We start from the raw sequence: 19,592 nt of genomic DNA, 5'->3' as shown, positions 1-19,592 counted from the left end.
TTCGACCCATTCAACAAAGGAGCAACACCCGTGAAACGCCTCGCTTTTTCGCTCGTCTTCTCGCTGCTGGCCTCGACAGCCCTGGCCTTCCCGGTCACCGTCGACAGCTGCGGCAAGCCGCTGACCTTCGACGCGCCGCCGAAGCGTGCCGTCATCCACGATCTCAACATGGCCGAGATGGCCTTCGCGCTGAAACTGCAGCCGTCGATCGTCGGCCTGACCGGCATCACCGGGTGGTACAAGGTCGGTCCCGAATTCAAGGCCGAGCAGGGTTCGATCCCGGAACTGGCGCCCAAATATCCGACGCTCGAAAACCTCGTCGCCGTCGAGCCCGATTTCTTTTTCGCCGGCTGGTATTACGGCATGAAGCCGGGCGGCGAGGTGACACCCGATACGCTTGCCCCGCATGGCATCAAGACGCTGGTGCTGACGGAAAGCTGCGTCCATCTCGACAAGGGCCGCCCCGCCGCCTCGATGGACCTGCTCTACGGCGACGTCGAAAAGCTGGGCAAGATCTTCGGCAAGGAGGCCGAGGCTGAAAAGCTCGTTTCGGGCTGGAAGACGCAGCTCGCCGACATTACCGCCAAGGTCGGCGACCGCAAGGGTACGCGGGTATTCCTCTATGATTCCGGCGAAGACAAGCCGTTTACCGCAGGCAAGTTCGCCATCCCCAGCGCTATGATATCAGCGGCCGGCGGCGACAACATCATGGCCGACATGGAAACCAGCTGGGGCAACACGGACTGGGAAACCGTGGCGTCGCGCAATCCGCAATTCCTCATCCTGCTCGATTACCAGGACGGTGGCGGCTACAAGAAGCTGCTCGATTTCCTGAAGGCGCATCCGGCGATGAAAGAAACCGACGCGGTCAAGAACGAGCGCTTCGTCGCGCTGCGCTATGCCGAGCTGACGCCTGGACCCGCCAATATCGAGGCGATCGGCAAGATTGCCAGGGCGATGCATCCGGAAGCGTTTTGAGCTTGCGCCATCCGGCATTCGCACTGGCCATGCTGGTGGGCGCGGCGGCTATCGCCGCTCTCGCTCTGCTGTCGATCGCCTATGGTTCGACGCTGATCCCGCTGACCGACGTCGTTGCCGCGCTTGGCCGTGCAATTGGCTTCAGTGGGCACGACGTGGCCGGGCCGGTCGGCAAGATCGTCGTCGACCTGCGGCTGCCGCGCACGATCCTGGCCATCTGCGTCGGCGCCGGGCTGGGCGTCGTCGGCGCGTTGCTGCAGACCGTGACCCGCAACGATCTTGCCGATCCGTTCCTGTTCGGCCTGTCGTCGGGAGCCGCCGCGGGTGCGGTTTCCGTCATCACGGTCTTCGGCGACAGTTTTGGCATCTGGACGTTGCCGGTCGCTGCCTTCACCGGCGGTATCCTGGCTGCCGGCGTCGTCCTGCTGCTGGTCGCGCGGGTGAGGGGGCAAGGCCCTGAGCGGCTGATCCTTGCCGGCCTTGCCGTTTCGTTCATGTTTACCGCCTTGACCAACTATCTGGTCTTTGCCGGCGACCAGCGCGCCGCCCACTCAGTGCTGTTCTGGACGATGGGCGGCCTTGGCCTGGCGCGCTGGGACAATATCTGGTTAGGCGCGCTAGGGGCGGGCACCATCCTGGCTTACGCGCTGTGGAACCACCGCCGGCTCGATGCTTTCCTGGCCGGCGAAAACGCCGCCGAAAGCCTTGGCGTGCCGGTGGCGCGCATGCGCAGGATGACCTTTCTCGTCGCGGCTTTCTCGACGGCGATTCTTGTCTCTGTCGCCGGCGTCATCGGCTTCGTCGGCCTGATGATCCCGCATCTGTCGCGACCGCTGGCGGGTCCACTGCATCTGCGCCTGGTTGCCAGCTGTGCCGTCTTCGGCGCGGTGCTTCTGCTGGCCAGCGATCTTCTGGCCCGAACGCTGCTGCCACCGCAGGAACTGCCGATCGGCATCATCACCAGCTCGGTCGGCGCGTTCTTCGTCGTCACCATGCTCATCCGCAACCGGCTGTGATTGCGGTCGGAAATGGCTTGCCTCAAATCGTCCAGAAATAGCGCACTATGTGAAAGAACACCGGGGCCGCGAAGACCAGGCTGTCGGTGCGGTCCATCATGCCGCCATGGCCTTCGATCAGATGGCCCCAGTCCTTGACGCCCTGGTCGCGCTTGATGGCCGAGGCGACCAGCCCGCCCAGAAATCCCATGGAGCAGGCGACGAAGGCCACGGCCGCTGCCTGCAGCGGCGAGAAGGGCGTGACGAACGACAACAGCGCGCCGAGCAGGCTCGCCGACACCAGCCCGCCGATCAGGCCTTCCCAGGTTTTCGAGGGCGAGACGTTCGGCGAAAAACGGTGTTTTCCAAACAGCTTGCCGAAGATGTACTGCAATACGTCGCTGCCTTGCACGACGATGATCAGGAAGGCGATCAGCAACAGGGTGCGGCCTTCGAAGCCCGGCACGTTGAGTGTCAGCAGGGCAGGGACATGGCTGACGCAATAGACCGAGATCATCACCGCCCATTGCTGCGCGGCGATGCGCTCGAGGAAGCGTTCGGTGTCGCCATGCAGCGCGGTGATGGCCGGCATCAGCAGGAAGCAGTAGACCGGAATGAAGATGACGAAGAGCCCGTACCAGGCGGTCCACACCAGCCAGTATTGAAACGGTATGATGATGCCGAACATGCCAAGCAGCACCCAATGGTCGCTGCGGCGCGTATGCGTCAGCGTCACGAATTCGCGCAGCGCGGCGAAGGAGATCAGCGCAAACAGGATGGTCATCCCGTAGCGGCCGAAGAAGAAGGCAACCGTCATCAGCGCCACCATCACCCACCAGGCGTTGATGCGCTGGGTGAGATTGACCAGCGTCGAGCTCAGCGGCTTCGGCGCCCGCGCCGAAAGGATGGCGGCGACGATGCTTGCGGTGGTCAAAACCGCCAGCAGGCCGATGATCAGAATGGAGATTTCGTGGCGCATCAATCGTCTCTCTCGGGACGCGGGTTGAGCGCCAGAAGCGTGGCGTGGGCGCGCTCGAGAAAGGCGCGGCGCTCTTCGCCCGGGCCAATCGCCACCGGCGCGCCGAAAACGACGCGGCACAGCAGCGGCACCGGCAGGAACTGGCCCTTGGGCAGCACCCGCGACATGTTCTCGATCCAGCACGGGATCAGCTCGACCTCAGGCCGCGCCATCGACAGATTGTAGAGCCCCGAGCGGAAGGCCAGCAGCGGCTCCTCGGTCATGTTGCGGGTGCCCTCGGGAAACAGGATCAGCGAGTGGCCCTGGTCGAGAACCGACAGCATGATCTCGATGGGATTTTCCTCAGGCTTCGTCCATTGCCGGTTGATCAGCACGGACGACAGCATGTCCTGCGCGATGAAGCGGCGCAGCCGCGACTTTCCCCAGTATTCGCCGGCAGCCACCGCATGGGTGATCGCGCGCTCCCTTTCGCTGAGGCAGGCCGACAGCAGGATGAAGTCGCCATGGCTGGTGTGATTGGCGAAATAGATGCGCTGCCGGTCGGACGGCAGGCTGCCGTTCCAGATCGGACGCACCCCGGTCACCATCCAGGCCAGCGCCGACAGGCCGACGGAGGTTACCGTCTGCAGCAAGGTGAAGGTCTTGAGCGAAAGCTTGTTCATCGCGGCGCCCAAAACCCCGCCGCCAGAAGCGCTGCGGCAAACAGGGCCAAGGCGGCGCGCTGCTTGAACAGCAATCGGCTTGTGCCGGCCATGCGGTCGTCGAGCGAGCGTGTCGTGGACGGGGAGGGTTTTAGCCGCATGCGCGCCAATATGTCATCCACCGCCGCACCGCCGGAAGCCTCGTCCTTGTGGCTGGCCATCAGCCGGAACAGCAGCGCATCGAACACCAGCAACGCCGACAACACGAGCACGACAACCGCGATCGCGGCTGAGACCGACAATGGGATGGCCGCGCGTAGGCTCCCGAAGGCGCCGCGCGGCGAAGCAGTCAAGGGCGTAAGGATATTGGCGGCCACCACAATTGCCGCCGGCCATGCGGCCTGCCGCATCAGCATGCGGGCGAAACGACCGGCGCGTTCCTGGTAGGCATTGCCGGTCATGACGCTGCCCGCTCCGCAGCCTCGGCAAGATGAACCGGCCGGCCGGTCGTCATCAGCATCTCGCGGGCAAGCGCCGGCGTCCTGGCTCTGCCGGTCGCCACCAGCCATTCGGCAACAACGCCAGCGCTGCGCTGGAAGCCGAGCGCGCAGCACACCAGCACAGTGCCGTCGCGGCGTGCACTTTCCAGCGCGCCGGCTGCCTGCTGCCGTATTGCGACCGGCGGCGGCAACAGGTCTATCATCGGAAAGCTGATCCAGTGGCAATCGGCTCCCGCTGGTTTTTCAAGTTCGGCGGCGAGGTCGATGACCGTGCCGAAGCTGTTGGCTTCGCGTGCCGTGGGAAAGCGTCCGAGAAAGACGCCGTCTGCAATCGCCACCTGGGGAGCAAGGTTGCGCGTCCAGCCCCATATGTTTGCCCTGGCGCCGAGACGGTAAGGCAGGAGCAGAATACGGCTTGCCAGCGTGATGCTGCCATCGGCGGATTTCTGGAACACTTTTGCGCCGGCCCCGGCATAGGCGAGGGCGACGATGGCCAGCGCCAGCGCCGGCCAAAGCAGGAAGAGCGCGACAGCGCAAACGAAGGCGCCGAGCGCAGCACCCGCCAGCGCAAGGGCGGCGCCCAGCGCATAGGACAGCGCCAGCCGCCGCGCTTTCGCATCGCTGGTCAGCCGGAAGCCTGAAAACGGCACCTCGCCGCTAGGCGGAAACAGCCACAGCGCGAAAAAACCGAGCAGCGCGCCGGTCGGGATGTCGATGAAGTGATGCTGCCAGGTCGTCAGCACCGAGGCACCGATCAGAAAGCACCAACCATGCCAGAGCGGCAGGAGAAACCCGCCGAGCCGATGGCGCCAGTGGTCCCAGATGATCACCAAAAGGGCGATGTGCAGCGACGGCGCCTGGTTGAACGGCTTGTCGAAACCGCCGAGCACGGCAAACAGGAAGCCGGGCAGGCCGGTCGTTGCGGGCCGCACGAACGTTGCGGTCAGCGGGAACAGGATGAAGCAGGCAACGGCGACGATCTGCGCGGTGAGATAGCGCCCGGCAAGGCGGTCGACCCCTTGCCTGGTGTCGTTGAGCAGCAGCGACAGGCCGTAGAACAGATTGATCGACCAGTAAGGCACGATGGTCCAGGCGACAAACGGAATGCTGTGTTCCCAGGAGAACACGATGCTGCCGACGTCGTCGCGCCGCGACGCCAGCCAGTTGGCGAAGCCGTAGCTGAGGTAGAAGAACGGCGCCAGCAAGGCCAGCCAGAGGGCTGCCCTGACGACCACCCGTCCATAGGGCTCAGTGCGCGCGGTGGATGCAAGCGATGAGACCATGCTGCTCAGCGGCGCCGCGCGACCGAGACGGTGAAGATGCCCCATTGGTCGATACGCTGCTCGAGCTTGTCGAAACCGGCGGCTTCGACAAGCTGGTCCATCTCGCCCTGCGTGCGCCGGCGCATCACCCAGGCCTCGCCGCCGCGATGCGAGGTCAGGCTGCGGGCGATCATCTCGAGCTGAGGGTGCCAGGGCTGGTTGGTGTAGAGCAGCAGGCTGTCCGGCTGCATGGCGCGGGCAAGCCCACCGAGCGAGCGGGCAATCATCGCATTGTCGGAGAACAGTTCGTAGAGGCCGGAAACGATGGCGAGGTCGGGCGCCGGATCGGCGTTGGCGAGCATGTCGGCATCGAAGGCGTCGGCGCGCTGGAACGAGACGCTGGCCGGCAATTGACGCTCGGCGATCAGCTTGCGGCCAAGCTGGACGTTGAGGTCGGAATAATCCTGCAGGCGCACGCTCGCCGGCTGGTCGGGGCTCTTCACGATGGCATCGAGAACATAGCGGCCGTGGCCGGCGGCGATGTCGAGAATGTGCGCTGACCGCCCAGTGGCCTTGAGCGTCGCCAGGCAAGAGCCGATGAGTTCTTCGAGATGCAGCTTGCGTTGGCGGATGCCGCGCCAGCCGATGGCCTCCAGGAAGATGCGGTCGACGACGCGGCCAAGAGGTGTGAAACCCCGCGCGTCGTTCTCGTAGACGTAATCCAGCGTCGAGCCGGAATCGAAACCGGTGGTAACGCCGGCCTTCATACCCTTCGAGACCCAGGCGCCCATGCGGATGGAGGCGCGGCTGAATGCCCAGTAAAGGCCTTTGGGCGACAACAGAGCGAGCGGCGAGCCAAGCCTGTCGGCCTCGTCGCGGGTGTAGCCGGCAATATCCGCCTGCTTCAGGTCGACCGGCACGTCCGGTGAGGCGAACTGCTTTGCCAGGAACGGCCGGATCAGGTCGAGGGCCTTTGCCCGGTCGCGTTCGCCCAGCGTGTCGTGGAAGAAGCCTGGCAAAACATGGCGTTCCTTGGTGCGGCTGCCGAGATTGACGAAGAACTCGTGCTGCGGGCCGTGGCGCACCACCCAGTCGCTGCCCGAGAGCAGAAGCTGCGTCGGCACGGTGATGGCGCGGGCGTCAGCGACGATGCGGGCGGCATGATGGTAGAGTTCGACCAGGATGTTGGAGGCGATCGGCCGCGTGATCAGCGGGTCGCTCTCGAAGGAGGCGATGCGCACCGGATCATGGGTCAGGAATTTCGCCTTGACGTAGGAATTGACGAAGAAGCGGCCCTTGATCTTCTGCCAGAACGCGATGCCTTCCTTGGCGAACGGCACGTAGAGTTTTACGGAGAAGGCCGGTGAGGCCAGCACCATGGCGCGCAACTTGGGCGCATAGTCGTGCACCCAGGCGGCGGCAAGCACGGCGCCGAAGGATTGCGCGATCAGCGCGATATCCCGCGTGGCGAAGCCATCCCTGGCGGCGATCTCGCGCATGAAGCAGTCGATGTCGCGCACCAGCGCCGAGAAGGACGGGGCATAGCCGCGCTCGCCGGACGAACGGCCATTGCCACGGGCATCCCAGGCGTAGAAGGCGTGGTCCGGCATCTGCAATTCGTCGACGAGATGGGCCATGCGGCCGCCATGCTCATGGCCGCGATGGAACAGCACCACCGCGCCCTTGGCACCGGCGGACGCCGCCGGCCAGAACCGGTAGAAGATCTCCGTCCCGTCATAGCTGCGGAAGACCCGCTCCTGCGCTTGCCGTTCAAGGCGTTCCGTGGCCGCGGCGGCGATCGGTTCGTGCATCATGGTCGTTCCCTCTGGCGGCATGGCGAGCCTCGATGCTCAGCTGGCGCTGCCAATAAGGCCGGCGCGTATCCGGTTTATGGCGGTCAACAGCGAAAGCGTTGCCATGACCGGAAACACAAATGGGGCGATGGATGCCGGCCAGAGTCCGGCGGCGCACAGCACGGCGACCACGCCGAGCGCCAGCGCCCTGTCGCTCTTGCCGAACGGCCCGGCATAGTTTCGTCCGACCTTGGCGGCGATGCCGAGCACGCCGGCGAACTCGGTCAGCACGGCCGATATCGCGAAGGCGACGACGCCCCATGGGTCAAATCCAGGAAAGACGGCAAAAGGGAGAATCAGCGCGAGGTCCGAAACGACGTCGCATAACTCGTTCAGATACATGCCGAGCGTCGAGGCCTGCCCGTGTTCCCGCGCCAGCATGCCATCGACGGCATTCAGCGCCATGCGCACGAACATGACCGCGGGAATGAGCAACAGCAGCCAGCGCCATTCATGCAGGATCGCGATCGCCGCCCCGGCCGCAACCGACATCACTGCCGCCAGGATGGTGATGCTGTTTGCGGTCACCCCGATTGCCGCCAGCCGGTTGACCAGCGGCCGCAGTCGTCCCTGGAAGGCCGGCTTGAGAGCGTAAAGCGTCGGCATTTTCGTGATCCCCCGATCCTGATCAGCGGCTGTACATCAATATGTCAGACGCGACCAGCGTCTCCAAAGGCGCGGGGCGCGATCCGACCGGCTGGCCACCCGGCGGTCGCAAATTGCCAACCATGATTTGCCCGGCATGGCTGTCATGCACATTTGCCGGCTTCTGGCGAAATACGGCATCTTGAATAGTGAGCACGCTTATTATATATCCCGCTCATGGTTTCCGATGGTATCGACAGATTGGGCTTCTTGATCCACGACGTGCAGCGCTTGATGCGCAAGCGCTTCGAGGCGAGGGCCAGTGGCTTGGGACTTTCTTCGGCGCAATGGCGGCTTCTGGTCCGCGTTGCCAAGGAAGACGGTGTCGCGCAGGCGCGGCTGGCCGAACTTCTCGAAATCGAACCGATCAGCGTTTCGCGCCTGGTCGACCGCATGGAGGAGGGCGGCTGGATCGAGCGTCGTCCCGACGCCGCCGATCGTCGCGTCCGCATGATTTTCCTGACGCCCAAGGCGAGCGACGCCTACGCCGTGATCAAGAGCATTGCCGGGGAAGTCTATGAGGAATCGCTTGTCGGCGTGAAGCCGGAGGCCCGTCGCGTCCTTGTCGAGGGGCTCGAGGCGATGGTTCGCAACCTGACCGACGACGAGACGCCGTCCATTGAAAAAGTAAAGAATACAGAGGGCGCAGCAGCATGAACGCGGTAGCCAAGATAGACGACAAAGTGACCGAGCTGGAGATGGAAGCGCCGGTGCAGCCGGCCGCGGCCCCGGTTGCTCCTCCGGTGCAGCCAGCCCCGGCGCCCGTGAAGAAAAAGCGTCGGCTGGGCCGTCTTCTGCTGATGGTCGCGCTGCCCGCGGTACTGGCTGTCGGCGGCGGCTATGTCTGGGTTACCGGTGGCCGCTACCAGGAGACGGAGAACGCCAACCTGCAGCAGGCCAAGGTGTCGATCGCTTCCGACACGGCCGGCCGCATCGTTAAGGTCGACATCTCCGATAACCAGCTGGTCAAACAGGGTGACGAGCTGTTTGCCATTGACCCCGAGCCATACCGGATCGCGCTGGCCCAGGCCGACGCGGCGGTGGCGGGCGCGCGTCTCAATGTCGAGCAACTGCGCGCGGCTTATGGCCAGTCGATGGCTCAGCAAAAGTCCGATGCCAGCCAGGTCGCCTTCGCCCAGTCGCAGTTCGACCGCGCTGCCGACCTTGCCCAGAAGGGCATCAACGCCAAGTCGTCGCTGGACGAAGCCAAGAACGATCTCGACAAGGCCAAGCAGCAGCTCGCCGTTGCTGAACAAGGCATCATCAGCGCCAAGGCAGCCCTTGGCGGTAATCCCGACATCGAGACCGACAAGCACCCGACCGTGATGGCCGCGCTGGCCGCGCGCGACAAGGCGGCTTACGATCTGGCGCAGACCACGGTCAAGGCGCCGGCCGACGGCGTCGTCAGCCAGGCCTCGTCGTTCAAGGTCGGTCAGTATGTCGGTTCCGGCACGCCGCTGTTTTCGCTGGTCGAGACCGGCGACACCTGGATCGACGCCAATTTCAAGGAAACGCAGCTCACTCACATGAAGCCCGGCCAGAAGGCCGAGATCATGGTCGACACCTATCCGGGGCGCACCTTCGAGGCGACGGTCAAGGCGATCGGCGCCGGCACGGGAGCGGAGTTCTCGCTGCTGCCGGCCCAGAATGCCACCGGCAATTGGGTCAAGGTCACGCAGCGCATTCCGGTGCGTCTCGAACTGACCGATGCAGACGCCAAGATGGCATTGCGCACCGGCATGAGCGCCACCGTTACCGTCGACACCGGCGTGGCGCGTGGCTTGCCGTCGATCTTCGGTCACGCCACGGCTGGCGAGGCCGCGCAGTAAAATCAACAGAATCCCGCTGGGACCAGGCGGGTGGAGGTGAATGGCAGGATTGGTCTGATGGGAGGAGCTGGAAGGATCAGAATTTGAGCCAGGCCGCATCGCGGCTCCATCAAAATCTGAAATCTTCGACGCAGACCCGTCGGTCCTCATGTTTCCGGGCGGCAGGCATCCGCTCATCAGAGACTTTCAGTCGATGTAACCCCCACATCGAAAATCGCGTCCCACCGCGATGACGGTCTCTCAACGGAAGGCTTTGCCGCCCGGAAACCCGTTGTACACGTTTTTGTTACCTGCTGGAAGTTCCACGTCATGAGCACGCCCGAACCCTTCAAAGAAGTGCCGCATCGCGGCCTGATCACGGTCGCGCTGATGCTGGCGACGGTCATGCAGGCGCTCGACACGACGATCGCCAACGTGGCGCTGCCGACCATGACGGGCGATCTCGGCGCCTCGCCGGACAACATCAACTGGGTGCTGACCTCCTACATCGTTGCCGCCGCCATCATGACACCGGTCACCGGCTGGCTGGCCGACCGCTTCGGCCGCAAGGAACTGTTCCTGACGGCAGTGGTCGGCTTCACCATATTCTCGATGCTGTGCGGCATCGCCTGGAGCCTGGAGTCCATAGTATTCTTCCGGCTGATGCAGGGTGTGTTCGGCGCGGCGATCGTGCCTCTGTCGCAGACCTTCCTGCTCGACATCAATCCCAGGGAACGCCATGGCCAGGCGATGGCCATCTGGGGCGCCGGCATTATGCTGGGGCCGATTCTGGGCCCGACGCTCGGTGGTTGGCTGACCGAGAATTTCAACTGGCGCTGGGTGTTCTTCATCAACCTGCCGGTCGGCATCGTCGCGTTTCTCGGCATGGCCGCCTACTTGCCGGCCGTTGCCCGGCGGGTGCGCGGCTTCGATTTTTTCGGCTTCGCCATGATATCGCTCGGCGTCGGCGCGCTTCAGCTGCTGCTCGACCGCGGCGGCGAGGTCGACTGGTTTTCGTCGGTCGAGATCTGGATCGAGCTTGGTCTTTCCCTCACCGGCTTCTGGGTGTTCATCATTCACACGATGACGGCGGAACACCCTTTCATCGATCCCAAGATATTCCTCGACCGCAATTTCGTGACCGGGCTGGCGTTCATCTTTGTCATGGGTGTGCTCATCCTGGCCAGCATGTCGCTGCTGCCGCCAATGCTGTCGACCATCTTCGGCTATCCGACCATCACAATCGGCGTCGTCATAGGGCCACGCGGTGTCGGCACCATGATTTCGATGCTGGTCGTCGGGCGGCTCATGAGCAAGATCGACGCCCGAATCCTTGTCGTCATCGGCTTCCTGCTGACCGCGCAGTCGCTCTACACCATGTCCAGCTTCACGCCGCAGATGGACAACTGGCTGATCATCAGCTCCGGCGTCATCCAGGGCTTGGGGATGGGAATGGTGTTCGTGCCGCTGTCGACCGTCGCCTTCGCCACGCTTGACGTGCGCTTCCGCACCGATGCCACGGCCTTGTTCAGCCTGGTTCGAAATCTTGGCTCGTCCATCGGTGTGTCGGTCGTGACGGTTCTGATGGTGCGCAACACGCAGATCAATCACACCGAGCTTTCGGCCTTCATCAACCCGTTCAACCCAAATCTGTGGGCGGTCTCTCCGGCCGCCGCAAGCGGCGACCCAATGGCGCTTTCGCAGGTCGATCGCATGGTCAATCTCCAGGCGATGATGATCTCCTACGTCAATGACTTTAAAATACTCATGGTGATGACGCTGCTTGCCATCCCGTTTGTTTTCCTGCTGCGCAAACCAAAGCAGGCGCCTGCTGGCGGCGCACCAGCCGCGCACATGGACTAGATGTCGTCGTCCTTGAGGTTGTAAGTCTCCATGACAACGAGTCAGGAGACCACCGCCATGCAGCCTGCCTTCCCGGTGTTCGATCTCGGGCGGTTCGAAAGCGCCGGCGCCGAGGAGAAAAAGGCGCTCGGCGCCGAGGTCGATCGCATTTGCCGCAGCACCGGCTTTCTGGCTGTGAAGAGCCACGGCATTGCGCAACCTGTGATCGACGCCGCCTGGTCGAAAGCGCGTGCTTTCTTCGACCTGCCGCCGGAGCAGAAGCAACGCTCGAAGGCGCCCTACAAGGGCTATCCCTATGGTTATCTCGGACCTGAGCTGGAGGCGCTTGCCAAATCGCGCAACGTCGACACGCCTCCAGACCTGAAGGAGAGCTTCAATGGCGGGCCGCTTCGCGTGCCACAAGGCATGAACGACCCGGAAGCACTGGCCTTCTGCTATGCCGATACGATCTGGCCGGAAGCGCCGGACGGCTTCGTCGACGCCTGGAAGGCTTACTACGCGGCGCTTGAGGACCTGGCGGTGCGCATCATGCGTGTCTTCGCCACCGCACTCGGTCTTCGCGAAGACTATTTCGACAGCGTCCTCGATGCGCCGATCAGCGCGCTGCGGGCCCTCAATTACCCCGAACAGCATGTCGCGCCGAAGCCCGGCCAGATCCGCGCCGGCGCTCACACCGACTATGGCAGCCTGACCATCCTGTTGCCGCAGGCCGGGTCGCGCGGCCTGGAGATCATCACCCCGGACGGCGCGTGGACCGAAGTGCCGCCGATACCGGGAGCCTTCGTCATCAACATCGGCGACCTGATGGCGCGCTGGACCAACGATCGCTGGGTTTCCACCGTCCATCGCGTGGTCAATCCACCAGCGGAAGAGGGCAAGCACCGGCGCCAGTCCATGGCCTTCTTCCACCAGCCGAACTGGCACGCCGAGATCAGGGTTCTGGACGTTTGTCTTACGCAGGGAGAAGCGCCGAAATACGAGCCGGTTCTGTCCGGCCCCTACCTCATGGCAAAGTTCAAGGCGACGACCAGGTAGGAGTGATCGCGCGCAGCATCGGGACGCCTCTTATTTCCCGAGCACGAGGCTCCAGTAACGGAGGTTGCCGTCGCTGCCGTCGCGCACATAGGCAAGGCCGAAGCGCGTGAAGCGCGGGTCGAGCATGTTGCGGCGATGGCCTGATGAATGCACCCAGATGTCGAACAGCTTCTCAAGGTCGAACCGGCCCTCGGCGATGTTCTCGGCGGCCGCACCCGCAATGCCGTTGCCCTTGACGCGCGAGGCGAAATCCTTGCCCCATCCGGTGGTGTGGCTCATGCGGCGGCGCTGCGCCATGTAGCCGGCCTGCTGCAGGGCGGCCTGCTCGAGCTGCCGGTCGGGGACCAGCGGCGCCAGCCCGGCCGAGGCGCGGATGCTGGCCAGCGTGCCGGTGGCGGATGAGGAGACCCCGGCGCCGTCGCCGGTCGGCAGCGAAACGGTGCTGCAGGCGGCGAGACCGGCCAGGGCTGCGAGGCTGGTCAGCAGCATGCGCCTGCTCGGCATTGGACGCGGTTCGATGGAATGGGAATGATCAATGGCCATTCTTGTCTGAATAGTCGCGATCATGGCTTTTGACGGGCAAGCGGTGAAAATTGCGCGAGAACCCATGCGTTGGTTTTCGCAAAATGCATCGCGTCGTGTTGAGATGTTGAAGCGCCTCCTTTCGGGCAGCATAGTCCAGACGGCCCATGTGACGTGAGAATCCGATGCCAAAAACTGCCCGCACCTTCCCGACGCTCTCCACCACCCGCCTGCTGCTGCGCGCTCCGACCGCTGAAGATGCCGCCGCTTTCCGGGATATCCTGTCGATCCCCGATGTCACCCGGTTCTCGAACTGGCCGGATGCGCCGGCCAAGGCGGTGGCTGAACGGGCGATGAGATGGATGTGCAAGGCCTTTCCCACTGGCAAAGGGTGCGCCTGGATAATCGAGGATCGCGCTTCGAAGACCATGGCCGGTGCAATTCGGTACAACTGGTTCGTCAACAAATCGAAGTGCGGCGAGATCGGCTACGAACTGCATCCGGATTTTTGGGGCAAAGGTCTGATGACCGAAGCCGCTGCTGCCGTCGCTCTCTGCGGCCATCGGTTTTTCGGGCTCAATCGCATCGAGGCGTGGACGCTGCCGGGCAATACCGGATCGGACCGTGTGCTGGAGAAAGCAGGGTTCCGCTACGAAGGGACGCTACGGCAGAAAGCCCGGTTCAAGGGCGCCTACCACGACTTCAGGATGTTTGGACGGCTGGCCAACGACCCCGCGGGCCAGAACTGAACAGCATGCTGGCTGTTCGAAGTCGTTCGAACATGCCTCAAAAGGTTTTTTGCCCAGATGCTCCATCACATTTCCTTCGGCGTTTCGAATATCGAGCGCGCGACTGCCTTCTACGACGCGGTGCTGGGACCGCTCGGTTATTTCAGGGTCTGGGACGATCTCCGGCCCGGCGAGCCCGATCAGGCGGTGGGCTATGGGCCTGCCGGTGGCGGGGACAAGCTGGCGATAAAACTTCGCCCGAAAGGGCAGCGTCCGCCCGGTCCGGGTTTTCATCTGGCTTTTGCCGCTCCGGATCGCCAGAGCATCGCGCAATTCCATGCGGCCGCGCTTGCACATGGCGGCCGTGACAACGGTGCGCCCGGCCTGCGCCCCGACTATGGTCCGCATTATTATGCCGCCTTCGTCGTCGATCCGGATGGACATCACATCGAGGCGGTTTTCAACTTGCCGAAGTGATTGTCTCCACTCTCGCCGTGCCGGAATAGGTTTCCAGCATTGGTGAGACCTGGCCGGTCCGGTCGTCTTCGGTCCGTTCCCACCACGAGCCCAGCGCGTCGATGAGCGGTACAAGCCGGCGACCCGACGCGGTGAGATCGTAGTCGACATGCAGCGGATAGCCCGAGCGCGCCGTTCGCCGCACGATGCCGGCGTCCTCCAGTTTGCGCAGTTCCGGCGCCAGAATGCGGTGCGACACGGTTGGGTTGTCGCGGCTCCACCCGGCCGTGCGGCGCAAAAATGCATGGCGCCGCGCGGCCAAGCCCGATTCCACCCGGTTCAACCAGACGTTACCCATGGACTTGGCGACAACCGGCCCTAAATCGACTAGCATAGCGTTGTACGAGAAATGGCAGCTGCGGGCGGCCATCCTGGCGGTGACCGCCCCGACACACGGGAGGAAGGTTATGGCCGGCTTTCATGTCATGGCGGACGCACGTGGAATGCATGTGCAGCCCACGGTGCGCCGCATCACCACGTCGGACCTTTGGGACGCGCTGCGTCTCGGTGCCGAGGATTTCTGGGCAAAACCTTCGCACTACGTGTTCCTGTGCCTGATCTATCCCATCGTTGGCCTGATCCTGACGCGGTGGACCTCCGGCGCCAATGCCATCCAGCTCATCTACCCCCTGATGTCGGGCTTCGCGCTGGTTGGGCCGTTTGCCGCGATCGGCCTTTACGAGATCAGCCGCCGGCGCGAACTCGGCATGAACACCTCCTGGCGGCATGCCCTCGATGTGCGCCGCTCGCCGGCGGTTCCGTCGATCGTGGTGATCGGCATCATGCTGGTCGCGCTATTCCTGCTCTGGCTGTACACAGCGCAGTCGATCTACACCGGCCTGTTCGGCGATCAGCCGCCGGCATCGATCGGTAGTTTCCTCCGCGAGGTGCTGACGACCAGCAAAGGCTGGACTCTGATCCTTGCCGGCAATGCCGCTGGCTTTGTCTTCGCCGTGGTCGTGCTGGCCACCACCGTGATTGCCTTCCCGCTGCTGCTCGACCGTGACGTCGGCGCCGTTTCGGCCATCGAGACCTCGGCGCGGGCGGTGATGGCAAACCCGCTGCAGATGGCGCTGTGGGGCCTGCTGGTCGCCGTGCTTCTGGTGATCGGTTCGATCCCCCTGTTTGCCGGGCTCGCCGTGGTCATGCCGGTGCTCGGCCATGCCACCTGGCATCTTTACCGCAAGGTGGTCGAACCGGAGCGGGCGCAGCAGATAAGGCGGCCGATGTAACGAAGCGCTCTCAGCGCTGCGCGTCGGTCGCCATCTTCAGCGCCAGTGTCGCAAGCACCGTGCCCATCATCCAGCGCTGGATAACCAGCCACAGTGGCCGCCCGGCGAGGAAGGTGGCGATCGAACCGGCCGTCACCGCGATGATGGCATTGACGCTGAGGCTGATCGTGATCTGCGTGGCGCCCAGCACCAGAAGCTGCGACAGGACATGGCCCTTGCCCAGGCTGATGAACTGCGGCAGCAGCGACAGATAGAGCACGGCCACTTTCGGATTGAGCAGATTGGTCATCAGGCCCATCGCGAACAGCTTGCGCGGCCGGTCCCTTGGCAGTTCGCGCACCTGGAATGGCGAACGCCCGCCCGGCTTCACCGCCTGCCAGGCCAGCCACAGGAGATAGAGCACACCGGCAAAGCGCAGCGTGTCATAGGCGTAGGGCACGGCGAGCAGCAGCGCGGTGATGCCGAAGGCCGCGGCCAGCACATAGAAGAGAAAGCCGAGCGCCACGCCGCCAAGCGAGATCAGTCCCGCTTTCGGCCCTTGCGACAGGGAACGCGAGATCAGATAGATCATGTTGGGGCCAGGCGTCAGCACCATGCCGAGGCAGACCAGCGCGAAGGCGAGATGATTGGCGGTTTCGGGCATCGGTTCGTTCCCCTGCGCCGCGCATGGATACACGATCCCGCGAGCGGCCAAGATGTGCCTGTCCCGGCAGGCGTGCGCAAGGGCATGGCGGCGCCAGCCGTTGCTCCAGTTGGCTGCCAATGCATGTCGCCCAAAAGTCGCCCCGGTTGTTGGAGAGCGACATGCATCAAAACAAAAAAACCTAAGGCGCGTCGCCTGAATCCGTTCAAACGCGACGCGCTTGGTGCCTTCGGATCAGCCGACGACGCGAAGGTTCGACAATTCGTTGCCGATTTCCTTGAAGTCGTTCGACAATGTGGCGCCAGTGGCGTTCCAGAACAGCTTCGCCGGCTTGCTCGGGTCCGTCGGATCCTTGCGGAAGCGCGAGTTCGACGAGCAGGCTTTCAACGCATCGATCGCCAGCTTGTCGGACGTATTGGTTGTGGACAGGTCGAGCGCCACCGTCATCACCATGATGTTGGCCGCCTTGGCGTTGTTGCAAAGCGTCGCCATCTGCTCGTTGAGTGCATTCGTATAGTTGCCGTTCGAATAGTCGAACTGGCCGATGGCACTCGACGTGCCCAGAAACAGGCGGCCGACCGAGGTGCCGTTATAGCCGGGCTGGAGATAGCCGTAGGACGCATAGGTCGATTTCGAGCCGGCAGAGTCGGAATAACCCAGCGAGGACGGCGTATAATAGGTGTTGGCGCCGTCGGTCAGCACGATCACGACCTTGTCATTGCCTCTTTCTGTTTCCGGGCGACCTTGCGTGAACGGCTCGCCGCTCGAAACCACCCGCCAGCCCCAGGCCATGCCCTCGGGAACATTGGTGCCGCCATTCGGCTGCATCAGGTCGATAGCCGCCTTGATGGCGGTGAGCCCATCGGCGACGCTGACATCGGTCAGTGACGTGATCGGGTTGGTGGTGCAGCTGTAGTTCGGACCATTGCCCGCGGGCAGCGCCGGGGCGCTTATGGGGCGTGGCTGAAAATATTTGCTCATGTTGCGTAGGCGGGATTGGCCGGTGCTGCTTGTCGGGTCGTCGTTCCACCAGCTGTTCACCGCGCCATAGGTCGTGGGCGCGGCCTCGTCGGGGTCCTGGGTGAGCTTCCAGTGATTGCCGGGTTCGTCGGGGGCGAACATCGGCACGAACATCGTTGCCGGATCGCCAACCCCTATGCCGGTGTTCGCCGAGCCGCCGGACGGTGCGGCGTCGTTGACATTGTAGGGATAGGGCCGGGCCTCGACGCAGCCCTGCCAACTGGCGAATGGACCATAGGAGTCGATGTAGTCATATTCGTCGTGGTTTCGTTTGCAGGTGTTGTTCGAGTTGTATTCGTCGCAAACCACACGCTTGCTGTTGGTGACACGCTCATGGTTGGTGACGACCTTCATATCGCGGTAGAGCGAAAACCGGGTCAGCATCTGGCCTTCGTCGGCCCCCCATCCGGAGCCGCGCTTGTACCAGATGCCATTGGTCTGCTGGGCGTATTTGTCGGCCGCGTTCAGTGTCGACCAGTCGAAATTCTCGTTCGATACCGGCGACAGGCCTTCGGTGTCCATCCAGGACGCATTGCCGTTTCCGGGGCCGACATTGACCGAAGCGGCAAACGGCACGAGGCCGAACTGCACCGGCTTGTCGATCTGCTTGATCATGGCTGCCTGCTGGGCCAGCGTGTCCACCAGCTGTTTGGCCGCGGTCTTGAGAAGGTCGATGCGCGTTTGCCCAGAGCCCGTCCCGGTCTTGGTCATCGATCCGGAATTGTCGAGCACCAGGGCAACTTCCAGAGTGTTCTTAAGCCGCACTTCCGAAGTGACGTTGAAGCTGATCTTCTGGTTTGCGTCGGTTTCGGATTTGCCGACGAGTTGGCCGAAGACAGGATAGAAATAGGGCTTGTAGTCAAGCCGCGCGCTCATCTTGAGCAAGCCTCCGCCGGCGGTGTTGCTTGGCAAGGTGACGCTGAGCGTCGTGTTGGCGGGATCGACCTTGTTGAGGTTGGCATTGAAGAAGTCGAGCGCGTAGGCTCTCAACTGGTCGTCGGTCGCACCTTCCGTCAGCCGGCGCGCCGTGGCGAAGTTGGCGGCATCGAGCGCATTCGACACCGTCTGCTTTTCACGGCTCATCTCGGTGAAATCGACCGCCATCGCCAGGCCGCCCATCAGCGGAACCATCGCAACGACCGTCATAAGAGCATAGTTGCCGCGCCTGTCGCGGCAGAACTGACGCCAAAGTTCATGCATGTCTTGCAGCGGCCCCCGCCGGCGGATTCTCGATTGATGCCAGCTTTCCACAAAACGCTGAAGGCGGCGTTTGGGAAATCGCTCGATTGCCGTGTCAGCGCTTCACCAACCGCTAACCAATGGGCACTCTCGCTGATCGTCCTCGCCGGCCGATGGGTCATCTGGCATCGGAAGCGTCGATCAACTGACGCGGCGCGGATACAAGGCGAAAGCTGGTGACAGGCCGGAGCGGTTCGGCTAATCCGAACCGGCTGCGGCGAACCGTCGGCCGTGGCGCTCGTAATGATCATGACTGAAGGAAACGGCATGGCGGATTCGCCTGAAATCATCGGCTCGCTCGAAGACGTGGCGAAAGCCTATTCGGCAATCCTGTGCGATGTCTGGGGCGTGGTGCATAATGGCGAGAGGCATTTCCCCGTGGCGGCCTCGGCGCTTGCCAGGGCTCGAGAGGCGAAAATCCCCGTTGTCCTGATCACCAATTCGCCGCGCCGAAGTGCCGATGTCGTGGCGCAGATGAATGCGATCGGTGTTCCACCATCAGCCTACGACCGGGTGGTCACCTCAGGCGACGTGACCCGGGATTTGATCGCCGAAGGTCCGCGCAAGATTTTCCATATCGGCGCTGAGCGCGATTTCACACTCTATGACGGTCTCGACGTCGAGCTTGTCGAGGAGTTCGAGGCGTCCGGCGTCGTCTGCACCGGCCTGTTCGACGACGAGGTCGAGAAGCCCGAGGATTACACCGAGCTTCTGCGGCGGCTGCGCGCCCGGAACCTGCCCTTCATCTGCGCAAATCCCGACATCGTGGTCGAGCGCGGAGAGCGCATCATCTGGTGTGCCGGCGCATTGGCACGCGACTATGCCCAGCTCGGTGGCCGCACATTGATCGCCGGAAAACCTTACGCGCCGATCTATAATCTCGCGATGAAGGAAGTCGCCGAGATTCTAGGTCGGCCGGTCGAGCGCGGCCAGGTGCTGGCCATCGGAGACGGCATGATGACCGATGTGAAGGGCGCCGCCGACAATGGCTTCGATGTCCTCTATGTCTCCGGTGGTATCCATGCCCGCGACTATGGCGATGCACTGCAACCGGATCCGGCAAGGTTGGCGACCTTCCTGGAACAGCATGGGTATCGTCCGGTGGCCGTCATTCCCAGGCTGCGGTAGGTGAC

At 63.4% G+C, this 19,592-nt stretch carries 19 protein-coding genes and 1 pseudogene; 10 read left to right on the top strand and 10 right to left on the bottom strand.

Annotated elements, in window-relative coordinates; all coding sequences use genetic code 11:
• Nucleotides 1-30 precede the first annotated feature (30 nt).
• Nucleotides 31-978, top strand: coding sequence for an ABC transporter substrate-binding protein (locus ACZ89F_RS17580; protein WP_476093160.1), 948 nt, complete (start codon nucleotides 31-33; stop codon nucleotides 976-978).
• Between the two features lie 29 nt (nucleotides 979-1,007).
• The gene (locus ACZ89F_RS17575) at nucleotides 1,008-1,994 is read left to right on the top strand and encodes a FecCD family ABC transporter permease (protein WP_352629816.1); all 987 of its coding nucleotides are present in this window, start codon (nucleotides 1,008-1,010) and stop codon (nucleotides 1,992-1,994) included.
• 22 nt (nucleotides 1,995-2,016) lie between these two features.
• Here the strand turns inward: ACZ89F_RS17575 and ACZ89F_RS17570 are convergent, their stop codons facing one another.
• Genes ACZ89F_RS17570 through ACZ89F_RS17545 form a run of 6 tightly spaced genes read right to left on the bottom strand, consistent with a single transcriptional unit; the run spans nucleotide 2,017 to nucleotide 7,814 of the window.
• Nucleotides 2,017-2,952: a phosphatidate cytidylyltransferase gene (locus ACZ89F_RS17570; RefSeq protein ID WP_476093159.1), complete on the bottom strand. Its 936-nt coding sequence runs from the start codon at nucleotides 2,950-2,952 to the stop codon at nucleotides 2,017-2,019.
• Complete coding sequence (locus tag ACZ89F_RS17565; RefSeq protein WP_476093158.1) at nucleotides 2,952-3,614, bottom strand: lysophospholipid acyltransferase family protein; 663 nt, start codon at nucleotides 3,612-3,614, stop codon at nucleotides 2,952-2,954. Before ACZ89F_RS17565 ends, ACZ89F_RS17570 begins: the two co-directional genes overlap by 1 nt.
• On the bottom strand, nucleotides 3,611-4,054 hold the full coding sequence (locus ACZ89F_RS17560; protein WP_109663079.1) for a hypothetical protein: 444 nt from the start codon (nucleotides 4,052-4,054) through the stop codon (nucleotides 3,611-3,613). Before ACZ89F_RS17560 ends, ACZ89F_RS17565 begins: the two co-directional genes overlap by 4 nt.
• Nucleotides 4,051-5,376 carry a phosphatase PAP2/dual specificity phosphatase family protein gene (locus tag ACZ89F_RS17555; RefSeq protein ID WP_476093157.1) on the bottom strand — a complete coding sequence of 442 codons (1,326 nt, stop codon included), beginning with the start codon at nucleotides 5,374-5,376 and terminating at the stop codon, nucleotides 4,051-4,053. Before ACZ89F_RS17555 ends, ACZ89F_RS17560 begins: the two co-directional genes overlap by 4 nt.
• A gap of 5 nt (nucleotides 5,377-5,381) precedes the next feature.
• Nucleotides 5,382-7,166 carry a bifunctional alpha/beta hydrolase/class I SAM-dependent methyltransferase gene (locus ACZ89F_RS17550; protein ID WP_476097305.1) on the bottom strand — a complete coding sequence of 595 codons (1,785 nt, stop codon included), beginning with the start codon at nucleotides 7,164-7,166 and terminating at the stop codon, nucleotides 5,382-5,384.
• Nucleotides 7,167-7,205: 39 nt separating this feature from the next.
• Nucleotides 7,206-7,814, bottom strand: a complete 609-nt coding sequence (locus ACZ89F_RS17545) for a CDP-alcohol phosphatidyltransferase family protein (protein WP_476093156.1) — start codon at nucleotides 7,812-7,814, stop codon at nucleotides 7,206-7,208.
• Nucleotides 7,815-8,030: 216 nt separating this feature from the next.
• Here ACZ89F_RS17545 and ACZ89F_RS17540 point away from each other — a divergent pair, with 216 nt between their 5' ends.
• The 4 genes from ACZ89F_RS17540 (at nucleotide 8,031) to ACZ89F_RS17525 (ending at nucleotide 12,559) form a co-directional block, all read left to right on the top strand.
• Nucleotides 8,031-8,510, top strand: coding sequence for a MarR family winged helix-turn-helix transcriptional regulator (locus ACZ89F_RS17540; protein ID WP_476093155.1), 480 nt, complete (start codon nucleotides 8,031-8,033; stop codon nucleotides 8,508-8,510).
• The gene (locus tag ACZ89F_RS17535) at nucleotides 8,507-9,682 is read left to right on the top strand and encodes an HlyD family secretion protein (RefSeq protein ID WP_476093154.1); all 1,176 of its coding nucleotides are present in this window, start codon (nucleotides 8,507-8,509) and stop codon (nucleotides 9,680-9,682) included. Before ACZ89F_RS17540 ends, ACZ89F_RS17535 begins: the two co-directional genes overlap by 4 nt.
• A gap of 309 nt (nucleotides 9,683-9,991) precedes the next feature.
• Nucleotides 9,992-11,524 (top strand): DHA2 family efflux MFS transporter permease subunit, encoded by a 1,533-nt coding sequence (locus tag ACZ89F_RS17530; RefSeq protein WP_476093153.1) that lies wholly within the window; start codon nucleotides 9,992-9,994, stop codon nucleotides 11,522-11,524.
• Nucleotides 11,525-11,581: 57 nt separating this feature from the next.
• Nucleotides 11,582-12,559 carry an isopenicillin N synthase family dioxygenase gene (locus ACZ89F_RS17525; protein ID WP_476093152.1) on the top strand — a complete coding sequence of 326 codons (978 nt, stop codon included), beginning with the start codon at nucleotides 11,582-11,584 and terminating at the stop codon, nucleotides 12,557-12,559.
• Between the two features lie 30 nt (nucleotides 12,560-12,589).
• On the opposite strand, the gene ACZ89F_RS17520 is transcribed toward ACZ89F_RS17525, so the two are convergent.
• Complete coding sequence (locus ACZ89F_RS17520) at nucleotides 12,590-13,048, bottom strand: CAP domain-containing protein (protein ID WP_476093151.1); 459 nt, start codon at nucleotides 13,046-13,048, stop codon at nucleotides 12,590-12,592.
• 218 nt (nucleotides 13,049-13,266) lie between these two features.
• On the opposite strand from ACZ89F_RS17520, the gene ACZ89F_RS17515 reads away from it, so the two are divergent.
• Together ACZ89F_RS17515 and ACZ89F_RS17510 are read left to right on the top strand one after the other, a co-directional pair.
• Nucleotides 13,267-13,830 (top strand): GNAT family N-acetyltransferase, encoded by a 564-nt coding sequence (locus tag ACZ89F_RS17515; RefSeq protein WP_476093150.1) that lies wholly within the window; start codon nucleotides 13,267-13,269, stop codon nucleotides 13,828-13,830.
• A gap of 57 nt (nucleotides 13,831-13,887) precedes the next feature.
• Nucleotides 13,888-14,286, top strand: coding sequence for a VOC family protein (locus tag ACZ89F_RS17510; protein WP_476093149.1), 399 nt, complete (start codon nucleotides 13,888-13,890; stop codon nucleotides 14,284-14,286).
• Here the strand turns inward: ACZ89F_RS17510 and ACZ89F_RS17505 are convergent.
• Nucleotides 14,270-14,542: pseudogene (locus tag ACZ89F_RS17505) on the bottom strand (winged helix-turn-helix transcriptional regulator); the annotation flags it as partial. The gene ACZ89F_RS17510 and the pseudogene ACZ89F_RS17505 overlap by 17 nt on opposite strands.
• Nucleotides 14,543-14,732: 190 nt before the next feature.
• On the opposite strand from ACZ89F_RS17505, the gene ACZ89F_RS17500 reads away from it, so the two are divergent.
• Nucleotides 14,733-15,557: a DUF2189 domain-containing protein gene (locus ACZ89F_RS17500; RefSeq protein WP_476093148.1), complete on the top strand. Its 825-nt coding sequence runs from the start codon at nucleotides 14,733-14,735 to the stop codon at nucleotides 15,555-15,557.
• Between the two features lie 10 nt (nucleotides 15,558-15,567).
• On the opposite strand, the gene ACZ89F_RS17495 is transcribed toward ACZ89F_RS17500, so the two are convergent.
• Together ACZ89F_RS17495 and ACZ89F_RS17490 are read right to left on the bottom strand one after the other, a co-directional pair.
• Nucleotides 15,568-16,200: a LysE family translocator gene (locus ACZ89F_RS17495; protein WP_476093147.1), complete on the bottom strand. Its 633-nt coding sequence runs from the start codon at nucleotides 16,198-16,200 to the stop codon at nucleotides 15,568-15,570.
• Between the two features lie 234 nt (nucleotides 16,201-16,434).
• Nucleotides 16,435-18,420, bottom strand: coding sequence for a TadE/TadG family type IV pilus assembly protein (locus tag ACZ89F_RS17490; RefSeq protein WP_476093146.1), 1,986 nt, complete (start codon nucleotides 18,418-18,420; stop codon nucleotides 16,435-16,437).
• Between the two features lie 306 nt (nucleotides 18,421-18,726).
• Here ACZ89F_RS17490 and ACZ89F_RS17485 point away from each other — a divergent pair, with 306 nt between their 5' ends.
• Nucleotides 18,727-19,587, top strand: coding sequence for a TIGR01459 family HAD-type hydrolase (locus ACZ89F_RS17485; protein WP_476093145.1), 861 nt, complete (start codon nucleotides 18,727-18,729; stop codon nucleotides 19,585-19,587).
• The last annotated feature ends 5 nt before the right edge of the window (nucleotides 19,588-19,592 follow it).

The sequence above is a fragment of the Mesorhizobium sp. USDA 3734 genome, assembly GCF_056279665.1.
Note: the sequence above shows the minus strand (reverse complement) of the source record. Positions and strands in the feature narration are given on the sequence as shown.

Bases quoted from the DNA above. Each gene is read 5' to 3' on its own strand.
- ACZ89F_RS17575 (WP_352629816.1), top strand. From the start codon at position 1,008: ATGCTGGTGGGCGCGGCGGCTATCGCCGCTCTCGCTCTGCTGTCGATC.
- ACZ89F_RS17570 (WP_476093159.1), bottom strand. From the start codon at position 2,952: ATGCGCCACGAAATCTCCATTCTGATCATCGGCCTGCTGGCGGTTTTG.
- ACZ89F_RS17565 (WP_476093158.1), bottom strand. From the start codon at position 3,614: ATGAACAAGCTTTCGCTCAAGACCTTCACCTTGCTGCAGACGGTAACC.
- ACZ89F_RS17560 (WP_109663079.1), bottom strand. From the start codon at position 4,054: ATGACCGGCAATGCCTACCAGGAACGCGCCGGTCGTTTCGCCCGCATG.
- ACZ89F_RS17555 (WP_476093157.1), bottom strand. From the start codon at position 5,376: ATGGTCTCATCGCTTGCATCCACCGCGCGCACTGAGCCCTATGGACGG.
- ACZ89F_RS17550 (WP_476097305.1), bottom strand. From the start codon at position 7,166: ATGCACGAACCGATCGCCGCCGCGGCCACGGAACGCCTTGAACGGCAA.
- ACZ89F_RS17545 (WP_476093156.1), bottom strand. From the start codon at position 7,814: ATGCCGACGCTTTACGCTCTCAAGCCGGCCTTCCAGGGACGACTGCGG.
- ACZ89F_RS17540 (WP_476093155.1), top strand. From the start codon at position 8,031: ATGGTTTCCGATGGTATCGACAGATTGGGCTTCTTGATCCACGACGTG.
- ACZ89F_RS17535 (WP_476093154.1), top strand. From the start codon at position 8,507: ATGAACGCGGTAGCCAAGATAGACGACAAAGTGACCGAGCTGGAGATG.
- ACZ89F_RS17530 (WP_476093153.1), top strand. From the start codon at position 9,992: ATGAGCACGCCCGAACCCTTCAAAGAAGTGCCGCATCGCGGCCTGATC.
- ACZ89F_RS17525 (WP_476093152.1), top strand. From the start codon at position 11,582: ATGCAGCCTGCCTTCCCGGTGTTCGATCTCGGGCGGTTCGAAAGCGCC.
- ACZ89F_RS17520 (WP_476093151.1), bottom strand. From the start codon at position 13,048: ATGCTGCTGACCAGCCTCGCAGCCCTGGCCGGTCTCGCCGCCTGCAGC.
- ACZ89F_RS17515 (WP_476093150.1), top strand. From the start codon at position 13,267: ATGCCAAAAACTGCCCGCACCTTCCCGACGCTCTCCACCACCCGCCTG.
- ACZ89F_RS17510 (WP_476093149.1), top strand. From the start codon at position 13,888: ATGCTCCATCACATTTCCTTCGGCGTTTCGAATATCGAGCGCGCGACT.
- ACZ89F_RS17500 (WP_476093148.1), top strand. From the start codon at position 14,733: ATGGCCGGCTTTCATGTCATGGCGGACGCACGTGGAATGCATGTGCAG.
- ACZ89F_RS17495 (WP_476093147.1), bottom strand. From the start codon at position 16,200: ATGCCCGAAACCGCCAATCATCTCGCCTTCGCGCTGGTCTGCCTCGGC.
- ACZ89F_RS17490 (WP_476093146.1), bottom strand. From the start codon at position 18,420: ATGCATGAACTTTGGCGTCAGTTCTGCCGCGACAGGCGCGGCAACTAT.
- ACZ89F_RS17485 (WP_476093145.1), top strand. From the start codon at position 18,727: ATGGCGGATTCGCCTGAAATCATCGGCTCGCTCGAAGACGTGGCGAAA.